Origin of the sequence: Mucilaginibacter flavus (assembly GCF_030409315.1) — a bacterium.
Lineage (GTDB): Bacteria > Bacteroidota > Bacteroidia > Sphingobacteriales > Sphingobacteriaceae > Mucilaginibacter > Mucilaginibacter flavus.
The window spans coordinates 63,543-82,349 of the sequence record NZ_JAUFPS010000035.1 but is presented as its reverse complement, the minus strand read 5'-3'; the positions used below and the strand labels follow the sequence as shown (position 1 = coordinate 82,349).

Here is an 18,807-nt window from a genome sequence, read left to right as displayed (position 1 = left end):
TCAAAAAATGTCGATATCAGCAAAGGTAAACCGGATGCGGTCTGTTGAAATGTCATCGCCCAGGTCCTTAAAAATAACAGGGAACGAATCCACCGCTTTATAGTGCAGTTTAAATAGGGAATGAAGCTGTGTGCCGCGGCTGGTATGAAATTGTATTTGCTGCAAGCCAAGCTTTTTTGCAAGTTTTATTAAATCACTCATCACCAAAGTGAAATTGGCGGGCGATACCGAAAGATCACCTATAAGGAGTGTGTTGTTTATTTTGGTCCAAACAACGCCACCGTCAACATTGATCACATGGGTGCGGGAGTAGGTTTTATTTTGCAGGTAGCCATTATTTCTGCTCAAGCCATCAAAACCCTCCATTAAAACACTGCCGGGTATACCTGCTTGATGTAGTTGATATTTTCTGAGCATGATATCAACATATCCCGAATACCATTTTTTTAATACAGGGAACTTTGCTGCAAGTTTAGCTATGGGGATAGCTTTTACCGGTATCACAAAGCAATCCATTTGCCCGGCCATTTGCCAGCCAAGTTTATTGATAAATCCCGGCAGTGAGTTTTGATTAGGGAAACCAAACAGGAATTTAATGCCCATCTGCACGCACAACTCAAAAGTGCGGTTGGCCAATTCTACAAAAAGACCCTTATTACGATAGTCGGGATGGGTCATTGTATCGGCAGATTGCGCGCACAATACCTCCTTACCATCAATCAGCATAAAACAAGGGATCACCCCATAAAATGCAATTGGCTGCAACTCTTGGTTGTATGCTATAAAGCCGGTATGCTCAACCAGCGTATAGGCTGTGTTGTATTTGCGGTCAAAAAAACCTGGCGCAGGTGCTTTGTTATAAACCGCGGTATGTAATTTGGAAACATCGCTTAAATTAGATGCGCTCAAGCGGCTTATTTGATACAAACCCTTTTCTTTAATGTTGCTCATATCTGCGTGTTATGGTGGCGTGCATCTGGTTAATTGGCGTTATAAACGGGTTTACGGTGAAACGCTCACGCATGGTATTGTCATGTTTATCAGAATATAATAAAAAATCCATCGCCAATAGTTGCCTGTAGCCTGCATCTTTAGCAGCGTCAATTACCGCCTGCGAATAACTGCCGTATGGGAAAGCCAGGCTATTTACCGGTTTTTGAACAAGGTTTTCAAGATATGTTTTTGTTTCTTTTAGCTCCCATGAGGCCTCGTTGATATCAATACAAGTAAGGTCATTATGATAATACCCATGTGCGCCGATGGTGACCAGGGGGGATGCAGCCAGTTGTTTAATTTCATTAGTAGTCATCTGCAGCCAGTAATCTTCAATGGTACTATTACTTTTAAAGGGGACTAAGGGGGACAGCAATTCCATCATTTCGGCTTTTTCATCAAACCCTGCCGACCGGAGTTTTGTGGTCAAACTAATTTCATCAGCCGTAGAAATGTATTTATCATACCGCCCCTTAACGTAGCGCTCGCCTTTATAATCTATGGTTTTTGGTCCGTATTTGTTTACAATTCCTAAAAAGTCGTTCCACAAAATATCGTAACCCGCATCGCGGATGCCGGTTATAAAGAAAGTGGCTGGCAGCTGGTATTGCTCCAACAGCGGCAATACGTATTTGCAGTTATTGGCAAAACCATCATCAAAAGTAATGCAGATGTTGAATTTATCTTCACTGAAGTTCCCGTTATAATAATCATCTAAAGAAACCACGTTGCAATACTTTTTATACAAGGCAAGGTGCGCTTCAAAAATCTGCGCCGTTAAAAAAATCGGGTTAAACAGGGTGTGATTAGTTTGGCAGATACCATGATAGATCATGATCCGGCTGCCCCGCGCGTTTTTTAAGAAATGTTCATAAAGGCCCAAGGCGTGGCCTATATCCCTGCTTAAGTATTTGGCTTCGCGGTAAAGTTTTGAACAGATCCTGGAGATCATAAAGGCTGTTTATACAGTGAATACGCTACCAAACTTAAATGGTTGCCTTCGCCGGAGTATATGTTTGAAATTGAAATAATCAGCCGCCTCAAAATAACATAGCAATAGTTTGAAGTGGAATGAATTCGTATTACAAATAACTCAGCCAACAATGCATATGCGTTTTTTGTATTTGCTAAACCACTTGCAGGGCAGGTATAGGCTCGCAATAAAGCAAATCATTATCGCCGGGTAAACAATCACATTTAATTAAAGATGAGGTGTTTATTTTGTGTGTGGTTTTGCACTATAACGATGAAGTGAAAATATAGCAGCAATACTTTCATAAATAATGCTTAAGGTTGTACAATTGCAATCTGTAAATTGAACCTTTAAAATACACCACCTTGAAAGTTATACACAGCGTACACCCCGCCGATTTTAAAAGCTATCAAACCGACCTTATCCGCGAGCGTTTTTTGATAGATAAGCAGGTGCAACCCAACCAGGTTAATTGCACCTATACGCATTACGACAGGATGATTGTGGGTTTCGCCAACCCGGTTGATCTGGAACTGGAATTGCCAAATTACCCTAACCTGCGTGCCGAATACTTTTTAGAGCGCCGCGAAATTGGCATCATTAACGTTGCTGGTGATGGGGTTATAATTGCCGATGGACAATCATTCGAGGTTAAAAAACTGGATTGCCTCTATTTGGGCAAAGGTATTCAAAGCGTGAAATTTACCAGTAAAAACCCTGGTGATCCAGCGGTATTTTATATGTTATCATCGCCGGCCCATGCGCAAAAGCCTGCTACTTTGCTAACTCATGCTGATGCCGTTAAGGTTACTTTAGGGTCGGCATCAACAGCAAATCATCGTACCATTAATAAATATATTCACCTGGAGGGCATTCAAAGCTGCCAGCTGGTAATGGGCTTAACCATTTTGCACGATGGCAGTGTTTGGAATACCATGCCGTCGCACGTGCATGACCGCCGTATGGAAGCTTATTTTTATTTCGATGTGCCACAGGGGCAAAAAATTTTCCATTACATGGGCGAGGGGAACGAAACCCGCCACATCACCATGGATAACTATGATGCCGTGGTATCGCCGCCCTGGAGTATCCATTCGGGCAGCGGCACAGCAAGCTACAGCTTTATTTGGGGTATGGCCGGCGAAAACCTGGACTATACCGATATGGACCCTATAGCCATTACAGATCTCAGGTAATTAAATATTAATCCCAAAAAAGAATTTTAAAGTGGAAAACAACTTCTCATTAGCCGGTAAAGTAATTGTAGTTACCGGTGGTACAGGTATATTAGGTAACGCCTTTGTAAACGGTATTGTAGCCGCGGGCGGCGCGGTAGGTATTTTAGGTCGTAACGCGCAGGTTGCCGAAGAACGCGCGGATGCTATCAACAAAAATGGTGGTAAAGCCCTTGCGCTGGTAGCCGACGTTTTAAACGAGGCCGACTTACAAGCCGCAAAAACCAAGCTGCTGGATACCTTTGGCAAATTAGATGGCCTTGTAAACGGAGCGGGGGGCAATATGCCACAAGGCGTTTTGCAGCCCGATGAAGATATTTTTAAAATGAACATAGCCGGTATGAAAACCGTTATGGATTTAAACACCTGGGGAACTATCATCCCCACCCAGATATTTGGCGAAGCCATTGCTCAAACCGGCAAAGGCAGCATTGTCAATATCTCATCAATGAACTCCAAACGGGCAATAACCAAAGTGTTGGGTTATAATATTGGCAAGGCCGCTGTTGATTGCTATAACCAGTGGTTTGCAGTTGAATTAGCTAACCGTTATGGCGATGCCATCCGCATGAATGCCCTCGCACCAGGCTTTTTCCTTACCGAACAAAACCGTAACTTGCTTACCACGCCCGATGGAGGTTATACCCAACGTGGGCAGTTGGCCATAAACCAAACTCCATTTAAACGTTTCGGCCACCCGGATGAGTTGATTGGCGCATTGGTGTGGTTACTGAGCGATGCCTCAAAGTTTGTAACCGGATCAATGATTTGCGTTGATGGCGGGTTTTCGATATTTGGGGGCGTATAAATATCTTTTTTCTGTAGAGACGCAATATTTTGCGTCTCCAGCTATACAGAGCGAACTTGCATAGCTGATTTGTGTGTTCGATTTGCATTCGGGAGACGCAAAATATTGCGTCTCTACGGGAAATGCCTTTAAATTTTAGCTTTATTTCACATTTTTAGCTATTAGTTTTAAACTTGTGAAATAAATCTAAAGATTTGCTGATGAAGTTTGGGGCTGTTACTATAAAAGATATTGCCAGGGAATTGGGTATCTCTACTTCGGCGGTTTCAAAAGCGTTGAAGGATAGTCATGAAATAGGCGAAAAAACCAAAAAACTGGTGCTTGAATGTGCCCGGCGCCTCAACTATAAGCCAAACCCCATGGCTCAAAGTTTAAAACAAGGCAATAGCAAACTAATCGGCATTGTAGTATCTACCTTTGACAATAACTTTTTCGCGCAGGTAATTGACGGCATCGAGTCTGTTGCTTATGATAGGGGCTATAATGTGTTTGTAACCCAAACCCACGAATCGTACGAACTGGAAAAACTAAATGTGCACCACCTGACTTTTCGCTCCATTGATGGACTGCTGATTTCTTTATCGACAGAAACCAATGATGTAAGCCACCTCAAATCACTTCACGCGCAAGGGTTACCTATAGTTTTTTTTGATAGGGTAAGTGATGAAATTGACACTCATAAAGTTACTGCCGATAATTGCAAGGGAGCATACGATGCCACCATGCAGCTAATTGAAGCTGGTTATCACAAAATCGCGCATATTACCAGCTCGCCCAATATTTCTATAACAACCGAGCGATTGAAGGGATACCAACTTGCATTGGATCATCACAACATAGCGCTTAATCAAAATTATATCAAATATTGCCTGCATGGTGGTAAGGATGTGGTAGAAATTGAAAACGCTTTAAACGACCTGCTTCTATCTGCCGATAAACCGGATGCCATTTTTACCGCATCAGACAGGATTACTACCACAACCCTTAAACTGTTACACAAAATGGGATACCGCATCCCTACAGATATAGCTTTACTGGGTTTTACCAACACCCAACTGGCCGATGTGATGAACCCTTCCTTAAGTACTGTTTATCAGCCCTGTTTTGAAATGGGGAAAAAAGCTACCGAAATGCTTATTAACTTAATAGAAAGTAAACGCCCCGTTACCGAATTTGAAACCGTTGAGCTCCCAACCGAAGTTTTTATCCGGGATTCCTCAAAATCAATAAAAACTAAACCCTAAAACGATTTTTTTCAATCAAAATGGCTTTTTTTCAAAATCTTAAGCTATCTTGCTACGCAATCGATGTAGTAAATAATTTTTGCTCCTGCGCGATAAAAACCTGTACACCACAATACATTTGATAACCAATTGTTAAAATAATTAATTCAAAAAACGGATCACAATTATGCGCCGCGGGTTGTATTTAAAAAAAATGTTGTTGAGTTTGCTGGTATTACCGGCATGTTTTTCAGCAAAGGCACAGGTAGTTACGTTAGATTATTATTTTAACCACGAAGTGCACAACAACGCAGCCGGCCAAAAGCAACGCTTTCATTATTTGTGGGATGAAACGGCTAACACAGGTTTTTCTATCTGGGGAGATGCCTTTAAAAAATTAAGTGCCACGCTGGATACGCTTGGCGAAGCTCCCACTGCGGCTAACCTGAAAAAGTCGGCAGTTTATATTATTGTTGATCCGGATACAAAAAAGGAAAATCCCAATCCCAATTATATCAATGAAAAAGATGCCACAGTTATTGCCAAATGGGTAAAAGGCGGTGGTGTACTGGTAATGCTGGCTAATGACAGCGCCAATGTGGAATTACCGCATTTTAACACCCTGGCCGCTAAGTTTGGGATGCATTTTAATAACGATTTGCAAAACCACGTAATTAACGACGATCATTTTGATGATGGCGCAATTGTTACCACGGGTAATGACATGTTTGCTACCGCGGGTAATATATTCATGAAGGATGTATGCTCCATAGCCATAAGCGGCCCGGCAAAAGCGGCCTTAAAAAAGAATGACGCGGTTATTATCGCGACAGCAAAATATGGTAAAGGAACAGTGATGGCCGTTGGCGATCCCTGGTTATATAACGAGTATACAAACGGGAGGCTGCCCGCCCGTTTTGAAAATGATAAGGCAGCAAATGATGTATCGGTCTGGTTATTAAAACAGATACCGGTACTTAAATAGACGTATTTTATATAGCGGCGTAAATGAAAAAAAAGGTTTCCATTAAAGATATTGCTGCACAGCTAAATATTTCTATCACTACCGTATCATTGATTTTGAACGGTAAATCAAAACAGGTTGGCTTAAGCGAAGCCCAAACCGAGCGGGTATTAAAGTATGTAGAAGAAATTGGTTACAAACCCAATATGCTGGCCAAAAGCCTGCGTACCGGTAAAACCAAAATTATTTGCCTGCTTATTGAGGATATTGCCGATCCGTTTTTCTCGACGGTAGCCGCCCATGTAGAAGAGTTGCTTAATCAGCATGGCTACAAAATTATTTACGGCAGTACCAAAAACCAAACCGCCAAAGCCATTGAACTGATAGATTTGTTTAGAGACAGGCATGTAGACGGATTTATTATATGTCCGCCCGAAGGCCTGGAAAGCGATATTACCGGTTTGCTTAATGAGCATATCCCATTGGTTTTGTTTGATAGGTATTATAAAGCTATTGATACCGATACGGTGATAGTTGACAACCTGGAAAGCTCCTGCAAAGCGGTAAACTATTTAATTGACCATAACTATAAAAACATTGGTTTTGTAACGCTCGATTCTGAACAAACCCAGATGCAGGATCGCTTGCAGGGTTACCAAAAAGCGATAAACGACCATGGTTTCACGCCATATATTAAAAAGCTTAGTTTCTCAAAAGTAAATCAATCCGGTATAGATGATATTGTTCTGTTCCTTACCGAAAATCCGCAAATAGATGCCTTGTTCTTCGGTACCAATTATCTTACCATCAAGGGTATTGAAGCTATTGACAGGTTAAAATTGAGCATCCCAGGTAATATGGGTGTGATTTCTTTTGATGATCACGACGTGTTTAAACTTTTTAAACCAGGTATAACAGCTATGGCCCAGCCGTTGCTGCAAATTTCGGAGCAAATGGTGAACCTGCTTTTGGAGCAGATAGAACATACTGGGTCAGATCGGAAAAGGAAAAAGATCATTGTGCCTGCCATTTTTAAAGAAAGGCAATCATCGGTATCAAAAGCCGAATAACTGATTGGCGGGTTGTGATAAAGGCTATAGTTTAAATTGAATGCATTGATGTTGCAAAGCCATTATAACATAAAAAGAGCGACTATGCTGATCCTGTCGTTTTTGATCGTTACAATAACTTATCAAACGGCGGGTGCACAAATAAGCACAATCGCAACTAATGGTTGGGCCAGTAATTCTGTAAATACGGTAGTATTTCGCAAAAATTCATTGGTTACTTTCAAAGGAACGCAATACGCCGCTTTTTATGATGATGAGCAATCTGTGGTGCTGGCAAAACGTAAACAAAGCTCATCAACCTGGCAAACACAACGCACCGCTTATAAAGGCGATGCAACTGATGCCCATAAGAGCATCAGCATTATGGTTGATGGCGATGGCTATTTACACGTAACCTGGGGGCACCACAATCAGCCTTTAAATTATTGCCGCAGTGTAAGTCCGGGAAGTTTGGAGTTAACCGCCCCAATGCCCATGACCGGCATAAAAGAAGACAAGCTAACCTATCCCGAATTTTATAAAATGCCAAATGGCGATTTGCTGTTTTTTTACCGCGATGGCGCATCGGGGAATGGAAACCTGGTATTGAACCGGTATCGGCTAAAAACAAAAACCTGGGTGCGTGTGCAAAACAACCTGATTGATGGCGAGGGCAAACGCAATGCTTACTGGCAAACCACTATGGATGCAAAAGGTACGCTGCACCTGTCATGGGTATGGCGCGAATCGCCGGATGTGGCCAGTAACCATGATCTTTGTTACGCGCAATCTGCCGATGGTGGCGTAACCTGGCAAAAGCTTTCGGGCGAAAAATATACCTTACCTATTAGGGCAACTACTGCCGAGTATGCCTGCATCATCCCTCAAAAAAGTGAACTCATCAATCAAACCTCCATGTTTGCCGATGAGCAAGGGTACCCCTATATAGCTACTTACTGGCAGGGCATAAATGACCGGGCACCACAATATCACCTGGTGTACAACATCAACAACCAATGGCAGGTTGCCGATCTGGGCTTTCGTAAAACATCATTTAGTCTTAGCGGTACCGGAACCAAAAGTATCCCCATTTCGCGCCCGCAGATACTGGCCTGGAAACGAGGTGGTAAAATAGCTGTCGCGATGGTTTTTAGAGACGAAGAACGGGGGAGTAAAGTATCAATAGCTGTAAACGATGATCTTAAAAATAACTACTGGCAGCTCAGCGATCTCAGTACAGCATCGGTAGGTTCGTGGGAGCCAACTTATGATACCGAACTTTGGCGGGATAAAAAAATCCTTAACTTGTTTGTGCAGTCAACTACCCAGGTAGATGGCGAAGGGAACGCCAAAGCCGCGCCACAACCTGTTGAGGTGATTGAATGGAAGCCACCAATAAGGTAGATGAACGAGATGCATTAAATTAACCCGTTTCTCAAAAAACGGGTCGTTATATTGAGCTATAAATTTTTTGCCGATGAAAAAGATCTTAATTTATTTTCTGCTGATAGTTATCCCAATGCTATCATTGGCACAAAAGAAAAGCGCCGGCCCTGCATTAACCCGCAAACTTTGGCTAAGCTACATGGATAGGGTGGCCCGACCGGTAATGTCAAACCTTGCCGCCGATGAGCTTAAACAAAAGATGCCAATGATGCTATCTGATAGGGTAGATGACAAAGAAAATCGTACTAAGGTTGGTTACCTGGAAGCATTTGGGCGTACTTTAAGCGGTATAGCCCCATGGTTACAGTTGGAAGGCGGCGATACCGAAGAGATCAAACTTCGCGATCAATATCGCGGTTGGGCTTTAAAGGCCATTGCCAATGCCGTAAATCCGCATGCTAAAGATTATATGCAATGGACAGGTGGGCAACCCTTAGTGGATGCCTCTTTTGTGGCCCTGGGTTTAGTTAGGGCACCGTGGCTATGGGAACATTTGGATGAAAAAGTTAAAGTGCAGCTAACAGAGGCATTGAAAGCCACGCGTAGCACTGTCCCGGCCTATTCAAACTGGGTGCTTTTTTCTGGAATGATAGAAGCCTTTTTATGCAAATATGATTTGGGGTACGATCCCCTGCGGGTTGAATTTGGCATCCGCGAATTTACCCAGCATTGGTACGTAGGGGATGGGATGTATGCCGACGGAATGAATTTTCATTTAGATTATTATAACAGTATCGTAATTCAACCTTATTTGAGCACCATTCTGGATGAAATAAACGCCAAAAAGAAAACTTACTTACATGAGCAGGAACAGCAGCTTGTTATTGGCGAGCGTTATGCTCAGATACTGGAACGAATGATTAATGCCGATGGCAGTTACCCCGCCACAGGCCGATCAATAGTTTACAGGGGAGGTGTATTTCATCACTTAGCCAGCATCGCCTATAAAAAGCAACTTCCCGAAAGCCTGAAACCTGCCCAGGTAAGATGTGCCTTAACCGCCATGATTACAAAAACGTTAAGCGCACCGCAAACATTTACCGCGGATGGATGGCTTAATATCGGCCTTTGTGGTAAGCAGCCCGGCCTGGCCGATTTCTACATTACTACCGGCAGCCTGTACATTTGTACTAACGCGTTTTTGCCACTGGGCTTGTCGGCTACCGATCTATTTTGGTCGGCACCCGATGAGCCATGGACGGCGGTAAAGGTTTGGAGCGGACAGGATGTACCTGCCGACCATGCCCTCGACATAAAAAAATAATAGCACACATTTAAACTATGAAACCGTACAGATTACTATTGCCCTTTTTACTGCTTTTAGGCAATTTGGGCATTGCCCAAACTAAATTAAACAGCTTTAATCCGGGTGCTATATGGCCCGATAATAAGGGTGTCCACATAAACGCGCATGGTGGCGGCATGCTTTATAAAAACGGCATTTACTATTGGTTTGGCGAACACAAAATTGCGGGCGATGCCGGTAACCGGGCCATGGTTGGTGTACATTGTTATTCGTCAAAAGATTTGTATAACTGGAAGGACGAGGGTATAGCACTAACTGTTTCGCCCGATACGGCCAATGATATTGCCAAAGGTTGTATCCTTGAACGGCCTAAAGTGGTTTATAATCCCAAAACAAAAAAATATGTCATGTGGTTTCACCTTGAACTGCGTGGCCAGGGTTATAAAGCAGCACGCGCGGGAGTTGCCACAGCTGATAAGGTAACCGGCCCGTATACATTTGTTAAAAGCTATCGCCCCAACGCGGGATTTATGCCAATATATCCTGAAGGAACGCCGGATAACGAAAAAGTTAATTGCGCTCATCCTGCTAATGAAAGTGAAGGCTTTTTTTGCCGCGACCTGCCCGGCGGACAAATGGCCCGGGATATGAATGTGTTTGTGGACGATGACGGTAAAGCCTATCACATATTTTCTGCCGAGGAGAATTATACATTGGATATTGCAGAGCTGAACGATACCTACACCGGCCATACCGGTAAATTTGCCCGGGTTTATGCAGGTCATCAAACAGAAGCGCCGGCTATTTTTAAACACCATGGAATTTACTACATGATTGGTTCTGGTACAACAGGCTGGGCGCCGAACCCGGCACGCTGGTTTACGGCCAAATCTATTTACGGTCCATGGGTTTATCACGGCAATCCCTGCGTAGGTAAAGGTGCCGAAATTACCTTTGGAGGCCAAAGCACCTATGTGTTGCCGGTAACCGGTAAAAGGATGCTTTTATTTTTATGGCCGATAAATGGACGCCCAAAGATGCCATTGATGGCCGCTACCTGTGGTTACCCATTACCTTTAAAGGCGATGATATAGAGATAAGCTGGATGGATCAATGGAATTTAACCGTTTTTAAAAAGTGATGAAATGCAGCAATTAGCCTTTAAAATGAAACTCTATGCCGGCAAGGCCCAGGAGTACCAAAAACGTCATGACGAGATTTGGCCCGAGTTGGCCGCGTTGCTAACAGAAAGTGGTATAAGCGATTATTATATTTACCTGGATGAAGAGACCAACACCCTGTTTGGAACTTACAAAGTAGCCGATATTGACGCGTTAGCAGTATTGCCGCAAAACCCGGTTATGCAAAAATGGTGGCTGTATATGAGTGATATTATGGATAGCAATGCTGATCATTCGCCGGTTAGCAGTCGGTTGGTTAAAATGTTTTACCTGCCGTAAACTTAATGTTATTTATGAAAAAGGCTTTTGTAGGGCTACTTTGTTTAGGCTTTTTGCTGCATCTTACAGCTAAGAGCCAGCAACTGCAGCCCGATACCTCCGATAACTATAAATTGGTTTGGGCCGATGAGTTTAATAAAGAGGGGGCTCCCGATAGCACCAACTGGACTTATGAACATGGTTTTGCGCGCAATCACGAATTGCAATGGTACCAGCCACAAAACGCCCGCTGCCACAAGGGATTGCTCATTATCGAAGCAAAGAAAGAACATCTGCCTAATCCTAACTATGTGCCGAATAGTTCTGATTGGAAAACAAACCGACCGTTTATTGAATACACAGCTGCCAGTATGAATACCAGCGGACTGCACAGCTGGCAATACGGCCGTATGGTAATGCGTGCCCGTATTGATGTAAGCGCAGGGCTATGGCCCGCCTTTTGGACTTTAGGTGTTGATAAACCCTGGCCCTCAAACGGCGAAATAGATATTATGGAGTACTACAATAACAACCTGTTGGCTAACATAGCCTGTGGTACGGCCACACGATATAAAGCCAAATGGTACAGCACAAAAACGCCAATGGCGACATTTAGTAAAAACTGGAGCCGGCAATTTCATACCTGGCGCATGGACTGGGACGAAAAATCAATCAGTCTGTATGTTGACGATCAATTGTTAAACCACGTTGAACTTACTCAGTTGGTAAACCAGGATGGCACCGGTTTTAACCCATTCAAACAACCGCATTACATATTACTCAACATGGCCCTTGGCGGCGATAACGGCGGCGACCCATCAGCAACCAAATTTCCGCGCCGCTATGAAGTTGATTACGTGAGGGTTTATCAACGGAAATAAAGCAAAATCTAAATTTCCTGTTCTTGCTCTTTCATCTATCTACCCTTTGTCCGCCTTCTTGTCCTTGCTCTCTCGTCCTTTTATCCTTAATCCGCTTAACGGTCTTTATTCCCTAAATCCTTCATCCCTTTCCTGTCCTTATTCCTTGCTCCCATAATCTTTTATCCCCCCTCAGTCATTTCTTGTTGTAGGTCAAGTTTTGTTGTGGTATATGGCCGTAATTTTGATATCAACAAACAAAAACAACATCATGGAAAATATAATCAACGGCATTCACCACATTACAGCAATAGCAGGCAATGCCAAACGCAACTATAATTTTTATACCAATGTTTTGGGTTTACGCCTGGTTAAAAAAACAGTAAATTTTGATGATCCCGAAACTTACCATTTATACTATGGTGATAAACAAGGTACCCCTGGTTCAATATTAACTTTCTTCCCCTGGGAAAACATCCAGAGCGGCAGGAGGGGAGCACGCCAGGCTACCGAAATTGGTTACTCTGTACCCGAAGGCAGTTTTGATTTTTGGCTGAACCGTTTTGAAAAACATAACGTGATCTACAATAAAGTGGCCGAAAAATTTGGCGAGCCATACCTTACTTTTTTAGATCCTGATGGTTTAAAACTGGAACTGATAGCCTCAAAAAATACCGATACCCGTTTACCATGGGAAACTGATGAAGTAAAAGCCGAAAACGCTACCAAAGGTTTTCACAGCATCACCATCACCACCAATAAAATGCAGCCAACTGCCGATATATTGACCGGTGTATTTGGTTACCAGTTATTAGAAAGTAACGTAAACCGTTACAGGTTTGTAACCAGCGCGGTTGAAAACGCGGCGATAGTTGATCTGGTTGAAGTAGCAGGCGAAGTTGCCGGCCATGTAGCAGGTGGTTCTGTTCATCATGTGGCCTTCAGGGTTAAAGACGAGCGGACTTTGATGGAATATCGTGAAAAAATCGCGGCTCTTGGTTTACACATTACCGATAAGATTGACAGAAACTACTTCTATTCGTTGTACTTCCGCGAACCGGGAGGTGTATTGTTTGAATTGGCTACCGATAACCCCGGTTTTGATGTAGATGAACCGGTTGAAGAATTAGGTACTCATTTGAAATTACCAGTACAACACGAAAAATTTCGCAGTACGCTCGAAAAAACATTACCTCAATTATATTGATCATGTACACCCATCAGTTAAAATATATAACAGCAGGCACCCCGGCAAAAAGCGCCGGGGCTGCTTTAATCATGATTCATGGCAGGGGAGGTACGGCGCAAAACATAGCCGCTTTGGCCAATGAACTTAACGTAAAAGATTTTGCCATTTACGCGCCGCAAGCCACCAACAACAGCTGGTATCCTTATAGCTTTATGGCTCCCGACGAGCAAAATCAGCCTGCCCTTGATTCGGCTATTGAAGTGATAGGCGAACTGGTAAAACAAGTTAAGGCCGATGGTATCCCCGAAGAGAAAATCTATTTCCTGGGCTTTTCGCAGGGCGCTTGTTTAACATTGGAATACATCACCCGCAACGCCCAAACTTATGGTGGCGCGGTAGCCTTTACCGGCGGGTTGATTGGCGAGAAATTGATAACCGATCATTACAAAGGCAATTTTAACAACACCCCAATCCTCATAACCACCGGCGATCCCGACCCGCATGTGCCCGTAAACAGGGTAGAGGACAGTGTAAAGGTTATGCAGGGGTTAAATGCCAATGTCACCCTTAAAATATACAAAGGCAGGCAGCACACTATTTCCATGCCCGAGATAGTGCTGGCTAATGAATTGATTTTTAATAAATAACAACAGGGGGAGAACCAAACTTACGAAGTTTTCAAAAACTTGTAAGTTTTCGTCGGCTTGTTAGTCGTTAAGATGATCTTTAATAAATAATAGCCGCGTGGATATCCAAACTTACGAAGTTTTCAAAACTTCGTAAGTTTTCGTCGCTTTGTTATTCTTTACTAAAGCTTTAGTGTTCTACAACAATTCGTACGACTCCTTAACACACCTGAATATCAAAGGCGTTAGTTCCTCCACCTTTGAAATCCTGAAGTGATTGGCATATCTGCCAGAATAAAATAAGCTTTTGTAAGGATTGAGATCGGTTAATGGCAACATTGAATAAAACTTTACATCTAATGCAGCTTTCATTGGCTTTACCACCAAAAAAGTTTGGTTGTGTACAAACACCACGCAGTTGGGTGTGGTGCTAATGGCTACATCATCCCAGTCGGCAACTTCTAAAAGTAATTTATCAAAGGCGAGCACCAGTTCCGCGCTTTTGCCCTCAAATAAGCTGTCCAGATTTACCTTGGCACAATAGTGCGTTTGCTTTTCGTTTTTTAGCTCACGCTCGCATTTTGGGCAAATCCAGGTCATTTGATTTTTGCTTGTGTTGAATTTATAATGTTAAGGTATAAATTTATTCGCGTTCCCGCTAAAACGGTCAGGGTTATTAAATGTCTGTTTCGGCAGGCGGCTTGTCCGTTTGAACCTTTTGCTGATTGGCTCTGGCGGTTTAACAGGGTATCTTTAAATTATAAATTTAAAAAACATGAAAACATCAATCTTTATAGTCGCCGCAGTTTTATTTACCAATATGGTTAAAGCGCAATCCTCCGGACCAGCCGAATTGCATTGCACAGAAGAAGCCTTTACCTTCCGCGCAAATATTAAATCGGGCTGGCATTTTAGTGCTCCCCAAATCGGCACGTCAGCACTTGCAAACTATACTTCCGCGCTCAACGCGTCTCAAAAACTAAATTTAATGGATGCTCCGCTCAATATGAGCCTGGGTATGCGTGCTGTTGAGTCGACCAATACCAGTAATACCGACACGACTAATATATTTCATCCCTCAAATACCATGGCGGTTACCGGGTGGATAAAAATTAAACCGGCTGATGAATTTCAATACCCATTTTTGCCTGGGGCTAAAGCGGCTAATATTTTCGGCTCGATTAGCAAGCCGCGTATTCTTTAGAGGTTGTTTTGAAGATATATAAAATTCCTTATTGCTTCATGCCCACCTATAACAGGTTACAAAAGAAGTCATCCTGAACTCGTTTCAGGACCCCACAGGACAGGTAACCCGCATGATGTATACACGGTGAGTGGGGTGCCGAAACAAGTTCGGTATGACGTTTGGATTTAAGATGATTTTTATTTTAACTTTCAGATTATCAATATTTTAAATCTGTAAAATTAATTATTTTAATACCCGCGTATTTAAAATTTGCTGTACAGTTGCTGCTCCCAAAGCTTGTGTCAGTAAACCAATATAGGGCTCAATATCAATTAAAGGCCAATCTGTACCAAAGGCGATATGCTCGGTGCCTATTTGCGCGACGCGTTTTTTGAGGGCGACAACGGCATCCCAGTCGGTTTTGCGTTTGGCGGGTTTATAGTCCTCATTTAAGCTGAGCGGGAATACAGCGCTAACCTCCAGGTATAAGTTATGGTGACTGCTGTTTTGATGCAGGTAGGTGCTTATGGCTCCAAGCGCGGCGTCCATAGGCTTATCGTATCCGCCCCAGCCGGCCATGTGGGCAATAATCACTTTTGTGTTTTTTGCATACGGCATTAATTGATGTAATAAAATGCGTGTATTAGCCAGTCCATCCCATTTTTGTCCGCTCCTGAAATGTACCAGCATTACCAAATGATTTTTATTGGCTATAGCAAATACCTTTTGTAATTGCTTAACCTGTGCCTTGCTCATAAGATTTACCTCGCTATTGGCAAAATGTAGCTTAAGGCCGTAAAAGCGTTTACTGTTTACACATCTTTGTATCTCTTTTAAAGCATAAGGTTTTAAAGGGTTTACGCTCAAGAAGGGTTTTAACCTATCAGGGTAACGTTCGGCCTGCACGGCTATCCAGTCGTTTTGTTTTTTTACCTCGTCATACTCATTGGCAACCGGCACCAATGGCGAACCAAACAGATACGCGTTTGAAAGGATAAAAGCTGAGTGAAACTTAGCCCTATCGAGCCGCCCGGTAATGGTATCAGCATCCAAAACAAGTGAGTCCATTTTGGTAGGAGCCTGGTGAATGGCCTTTAACATTTTATCATTCAGCACCACGGTTGCCGAATCCTGCAGGTGTACGTGGTAGTCGGTATAGTTGCCTTGTTTAACCTGGGCCCTCAGGCTAATGGTACAAACACTAAAAAATAAAACCGCTATTGTTAATTTATTCAAGCTGATAAAGTATTGATTAAGCAATTTAAAATAATACTAAGCGATTGAGAGTAAAAAGTTGAAATAGTTGGGGGGATGAAAATATGGATTGCGTCCATATTTTTTTTGGGGAGTTCCTTCAGGATTTCCTTGAGAAAAGATGCTGAGACTTTGGATATGGTTATCAAAATGTGGGTCAGTTAGTAGCCGAGCTCAGGGTTTGTTTTCAAGTAGACGAAAAAGCTATTCATCATCGGAGTCAATTTCGTGAAAATCGCTATAATCTATCTCTTCATCATATCTTAAATTCGGATATTTTTCGTCAAATCTTGAATGAAGAACGACATGAAGCCTTTTGAAAAGAAAATCTAATATTTCTTTTTTGTCGTCTACATCAATGGACATACTCACAATGTGTTCCTTAACCGTTGTGCTTTTTTGTTTATCGACGCAGAATAGTGATATGTAAAAGTTTTCTGTTCCGTATATAGATATACCGATAACTTTAAATCGCTCCAAGTCCAACTTGAAGTATCTCCCAAAACTTTCTAAATTATCGCCAAACTTAGATCCTAAAAAATCAGAGATATCAGCTGCTGCTGTCCCCTTAAAATCATTGTATTGAACATCTGCTTTCATATATTATGTAGTTATTTGATACTCCCTTTTAATGTGGCTAATGCGTCACCGAATACTTCTTTGATATTGCCTTTAGCAAATCGAAGTTGTTGGATGCCGAACAAATTAGAAAATTTCTCTGTTCCAGTTTGAAAAAATAAAAAAAAAAATAAAGTTATTGTCGACCCAATCGATATAATAAATTTCATAGATCTTACGAAATTGTAAGTTTTTAAAAACGATATTCTCTTAAATAGGCCTGTTGCATTTCTTCAAATTTAATTTGTTCATAGCCCTCGCACATTTCAATTTGTAACTGCACTCGATAATCGTACATCATGAATTTGTCCAATAAATCATCGACCTGCGCTGTATGAAGGTTCGGATCAATATGTTTCAATGCATTTTTATAGTTCTGAAGCGTATTTAATTTTTCAAATATTTCAAATTGCATTTGCATGAGAATTCCAATGTCATATTCATTCTCAATCAACATATCTCCATTTTTAATTATGTCTTTGTTTTTTAAATATCCGGTAAGTTCATTGTATTCTCGCCAGTTTTCAATGAATGTGACTTTTGTAGCATTATCACCTAAGACTTGCATGATTTCTTGCTTTTCATCTGCAGGACAACAAATTATTTCAATAGTTTCGTAATGGAAACTCAAGCCTGATGCATTAGGGTAGCGCCACTCTCTTTCCCACATAAAACCTTGCAGTGGAGTTTCCTCAAACATTGGAAAAATCAGAGGTTTAAGTTCCTTAAAAAAATTCAAAAGACTTTTATTTTGCCCTGCATCGTCTGATAACTTACATTCTTGCAACTCAATCTTACTACAGATAATTTGAAATTTGCTATTGGTCGTTTTATCCAGATAAACAACGGGGCGCACACCATAATCACGAATCATCTTGGCCTTGGAAAAGCCTATCCCGTAACGTTGATCTTGAGTAAAACGTTTTAAACTTCGTTTTCTGAAAAAGTCCAACGCAAAAATGGGGCTTTCCGTAAAGCATACGACGGGTGAATGAAATTGTGGTGTAGCGTAAATCGGTATACTTGCGTTTAAATGTCCACGATTTGATATGGATGATCCTTGATTGCTCCCCTTTAAAATTCCAAGCAAACTTCCTTTTTCTGTAAGGTGGATTAGATAAGGGGACATATCCGGTTTTTCTATTGGCGTCAGTTCAAAAGTAGGAGTGGTATTCTTCTCTTTTGCCCATTTAAGCGATATTTTTTTATCGTCGTTCATTTATAAATTTAAGATTAAGCTAAAATATTCACATTTTTAGTTTGGGTATTTTTTATTGTCTTTAGCCCTACGCTGCGTCGAAATTCTTAACACGAATCGAACAAACGGCTTTACCGACGAAATTACTTGACGATATTTGAGTATCGCTTTACAAACAATTCGACTCTTCTTCTATTTTTGAGTTTAAACCGCCCATATATCAGTCGGATCTATGGTTTTATAATTACCTCGTTTCTCGGCATCTTTTACCATAGCTACAAAGTCCGGGTTGTACGGGCTTTTCGAGATTTCAAAACTTATTTTCAATGCTCTCGCAACAGCTTTTAAAGCCAGTAGCTGTTCCTTGTTTTGAGGGTGCATTATTAATGATTCCATAGATAAATATATTAATTTATATCAGAACTAACTACGATTCAACAGCCTATTGAAACCGCTTAGACCTATTTCTTAACACACCGCTTTCGACTCACCCAGTCTAC

The 18,807-nt window shown here is 41.9% G+C and carries 20 protein-coding genes; 13 read left to right on the top strand and 7 right to left on the bottom strand.

Features of this window, described 5'->3' with window-relative positions:
• The gene (locus tag QWZ17_RS16340; protein ID WP_290306342.1) at positions 1–951 is read right to left on the bottom strand and encodes a GNAT family N-acetyltransferase; all 951 of its coding nucleotides are present in this window, start codon (positions 949–951) and stop codon (positions 1–3) included.
• Positions 938–1,945, bottom strand: a complete 1,008-nt coding sequence (locus QWZ17_RS16335) for a polysaccharide deacetylase family protein (protein WP_290306341.1) — start codon at positions 1,943–1,945, stop codon at positions 938–940. The genes QWZ17_RS16340 and QWZ17_RS16335 overlap by 14 nt, the downstream gene beginning before the upstream one ends.
• A gap of 386 nt (positions 1,946–2,331) precedes the next feature.
• On the opposite strand from QWZ17_RS16335, the gene kduI reads away from it, so the two are divergent.
• From kduI to QWZ17_RS16275, 12 genes are all read left to right on the top strand, one after another.
• The gene (gene kduI, locus QWZ17_RS16330; protein WP_290306340.1) at positions 2,332–3,162 is read left to right on the top strand and encodes a 5-dehydro-4-deoxy-D-glucuronate isomerase; all 831 of its coding nucleotides are present in this window, start codon (positions 2,332–2,334) and stop codon (positions 3,160–3,162) included.
• 31 nt (positions 3,163–3,193) lie between these two features.
• Positions 3,194–4,009 carry an SDR family oxidoreductase gene (locus QWZ17_RS16325; protein WP_290306339.1) on the top strand — a complete coding sequence of 272 codons (816 nt, stop codon included), beginning with the start codon at positions 3,194–3,196 and terminating at the stop codon, positions 4,007–4,009.
• Between the two features lie 200 nt (positions 4,010–4,209).
• Complete coding sequence (locus QWZ17_RS16320; protein ID WP_290306338.1) at positions 4,210–5,253, top strand: LacI family DNA-binding transcriptional regulator; 1,044 nt, start codon at positions 4,210–4,212, stop codon at positions 5,251–5,253.
• A 193-nt stretch (positions 5,254–5,446) separates the two neighbouring features.
• Positions 5,447–6,217: a hypothetical protein gene (locus tag QWZ17_RS16315; RefSeq protein WP_290306337.1), complete on the top strand. Its 771-nt coding sequence runs from the start codon at positions 5,447–5,449 to the stop codon at positions 6,215–6,217.
• A 23-nt stretch (positions 6,218–6,240) separates the two neighbouring features.
• Positions 6,241–7,266 carry a LacI family DNA-binding transcriptional regulator gene (locus QWZ17_RS16310; protein ID WP_290306336.1) on the top strand — a complete coding sequence of 342 codons (1,026 nt, stop codon included), beginning with the start codon at positions 6,241–6,243 and terminating at the stop codon, positions 7,264–7,266.
• An 84-nt stretch (positions 7,267–7,350) separates the two neighbouring features.
• Positions 7,351–8,649, top strand: a complete 1,299-nt coding sequence (locus tag QWZ17_RS16305) for a BNR repeat-containing protein (protein ID WP_290306335.1) — start codon at positions 7,351–7,353, stop codon at positions 8,647–8,649.
• Positions 8,650–8,722: 73 nt separating this feature from the next.
• Complete coding sequence (locus tag QWZ17_RS16300; protein ID WP_290306334.1) at positions 8,723–9,955, top strand: DUF2264 domain-containing protein; 1,233 nt, start codon at positions 8,723–8,725, stop codon at positions 9,953–9,955.
• A gap of 17 nt (positions 9,956–9,972) precedes the next feature.
• Positions 9,973–11,031: a glycoside hydrolase family 43 protein gene (locus QWZ17_RS16295; RefSeq protein WP_290306333.1), complete on the top strand. Its 1,059-nt coding sequence runs from the start codon at positions 9,973–9,975 to the stop codon at positions 11,029–11,031.
• A gap of 51 nt (positions 11,032–11,082) precedes the next feature.
• Complete coding sequence (rhaM, locus tag QWZ17_RS16290) at positions 11,083–11,397, top strand: L-rhamnose mutarotase (protein WP_290306332.1); 315 nt, start codon at positions 11,083–11,085, stop codon at positions 11,395–11,397.
• A 14-nt stretch (positions 11,398–11,411) separates the two neighbouring features.
• Entirely contained in the window at positions 11,412–12,257 is an 846-nt protein-coding gene (locus QWZ17_RS16285) for a glycoside hydrolase family 16 protein (protein ID WP_290306331.1), read from the top strand.
• A 250-nt stretch (positions 12,258–12,507) separates the two neighbouring features.
• Positions 12,508–13,443, top strand: coding sequence for a ring-cleaving dioxygenase (locus tag QWZ17_RS16280; RefSeq protein WP_290306330.1), 936 nt, complete (start codon positions 12,508–12,510; stop codon positions 13,441–13,443).
• Positions 13,444–13,445: 2 nt separating this feature from the next.
• Positions 13,446–14,072: an alpha/beta hydrolase gene (locus QWZ17_RS16275; RefSeq protein WP_290306329.1), complete on the top strand. Its 627-nt coding sequence runs from the start codon at positions 13,446–13,448 to the stop codon at positions 14,070–14,072.
• Positions 14,073–14,249: 177 nt separating this feature from the next.
• On the opposite strand, the gene QWZ17_RS16270 is transcribed toward QWZ17_RS16275, so the two are convergent.
• On the bottom strand, positions 14,250–14,651 hold the full coding sequence (locus QWZ17_RS16270) for a DUF5655 domain-containing protein (protein WP_290306328.1): 402 nt from the start codon (positions 14,649–14,651) through the stop codon (positions 14,250–14,252).
• A 175-nt stretch (positions 14,652–14,826) separates the two neighbouring features.
• On the opposite strand from QWZ17_RS16270, the gene QWZ17_RS16265 reads away from it, so the two are divergent.
• Entirely contained in the window at positions 14,827–15,255 is a 429-nt protein-coding gene (locus tag QWZ17_RS16265) for a hypothetical protein (protein WP_290306327.1), read from the top strand.
• Positions 15,256–15,480: 225 nt separating this feature from the next.
• Here the strand turns inward: QWZ17_RS16265 and QWZ17_RS16260 are convergent, their stop codons facing one another.
• The 4 genes from QWZ17_RS16260 to QWZ17_RS16245 all read right to left on the bottom strand — a co-directional run bounded on the left by QWZ17_RS16260 (position 15,481) and on the right by QWZ17_RS16245 (position 18,703).
• Complete coding sequence (locus QWZ17_RS16260; RefSeq protein WP_290306326.1) at positions 15,481–16,473, bottom strand: amidohydrolase family protein; 993 nt, start codon at positions 16,471–16,473, stop codon at positions 15,481–15,483.
• 222 nt (positions 16,474–16,695) lie between these two features.
• Positions 16,696–17,091, bottom strand: coding sequence for a hypothetical protein (locus QWZ17_RS16255; RefSeq protein ID WP_290306325.1), 396 nt, complete (start codon positions 17,089–17,091; stop codon positions 16,696–16,698).
• A gap of 211 nt (positions 17,092–17,302) precedes the next feature.
• The gene (locus QWZ17_RS16250; protein WP_290306324.1) at positions 17,303–18,328 is read right to left on the bottom strand and encodes an abortive infection system antitoxin AbiGi family protein; all 1,026 of its coding nucleotides are present in this window, start codon (positions 18,326–18,328) and stop codon (positions 17,303–17,305) included.
• 183 nt (positions 18,329–18,511) lie between these two features.
• The gene (locus tag QWZ17_RS16245) at positions 18,512–18,703 is read right to left on the bottom strand and encodes a DUF2683 family protein (protein WP_290306323.1); all 192 of its coding nucleotides are present in this window, start codon (positions 18,701–18,703) and stop codon (positions 18,512–18,514) included.
• Positions 18,704–18,807 lie beyond the last annotated feature (104 nt).

Bases quoted from the DNA above. Each gene is read 5' to 3' on its own strand.
- QWZ17_RS16315 (WP_290306337.1), top strand. From the start codon at position 5,447: ATGTTGTTGAGTTTGCTGGTATTACCGGCATGTTTTTCAGCAAAGGCA.
- QWZ17_RS16245 (WP_290306323.1), bottom strand. From the start codon at position 18,703: ATGGAATCATTAATAATGCACCCTCAAAACAAGGAACAGCTACTGGCT.
- rhaM (WP_290306332.1), top strand. From the start codon at position 11,083: ATGCAGCAATTAGCCTTTAAAATGAAACTCTATGCCGGCAAGGCCCAG.
- QWZ17_RS16270 (WP_290306328.1), bottom strand. From the start codon at position 14,651: ATGACCTGGATTTGCCCAAAATGCGAGCGTGAGCTAAAAAACGAAAAG.
- QWZ17_RS16300 (WP_290306334.1), top strand. From the start codon at position 8,723: ATGAAAAAGATCTTAATTTATTTTCTGCTGATAGTTATCCCAATGCTA.
- QWZ17_RS16285 (WP_290306331.1), top strand. From the start codon at position 11,412: ATGAAAAAGGCTTTTGTAGGGCTACTTTGTTTAGGCTTTTTGCTGCAT.
- QWZ17_RS16310 (WP_290306336.1), top strand. From the start codon at position 6,241: ATGAAAAAAAAGGTTTCCATTAAAGATATTGCTGCACAGCTAAATATT.
- QWZ17_RS16275 (WP_290306329.1), top strand. From the start codon at position 13,446: ATGTACACCCATCAGTTAAAATATATAACAGCAGGCACCCCGGCAAAA.
- QWZ17_RS16340 (WP_290306342.1), bottom strand. From the start codon at position 951: ATGAGCAACATTAAAGAAAAGGGTTTGTATCAAATAAGCCGCTTGAGC.
- QWZ17_RS16320 (WP_290306338.1), top strand. From the start codon at position 4,210: ATGAAGTTTGGGGCTGTTACTATAAAAGATATTGCCAGGGAATTGGGT.
- QWZ17_RS16255 (WP_290306325.1), bottom strand. From the start codon at position 17,091: ATGAAAGCAGATGTTCAATACAATGATTTTAAGGGGACAGCAGCAGCT.
- QWZ17_RS16335 (WP_290306341.1), bottom strand. From the start codon at position 1,945: ATGATCTCCAGGATCTGTTCAAAACTTTACCGCGAAGCCAAATACTTA.
- QWZ17_RS16305 (WP_290306335.1), top strand. From the start codon at position 7,351: ATGCTGATCCTGTCGTTTTTGATCGTTACAATAACTTATCAAACGGCG.
- QWZ17_RS16280 (WP_290306330.1), top strand. From the start codon at position 12,508: ATGGAAAATATAATCAACGGCATTCACCACATTACAGCAATAGCAGGC.
- QWZ17_RS16250 (WP_290306324.1), bottom strand. From the start codon at position 18,328: ATGAACGACGATAAAAAAATATCGCTTAAATGGGCAAAAGAGAAGAAT.
- QWZ17_RS16295 (WP_290306333.1), top strand. From the start codon at position 9,973: ATGAAACCGTACAGATTACTATTGCCCTTTTTACTGCTTTTAGGCAAT.
- QWZ17_RS16265 (WP_290306327.1), top strand. From the start codon at position 14,827: ATGAAAACATCAATCTTTATAGTCGCCGCAGTTTTATTTACCAATATG.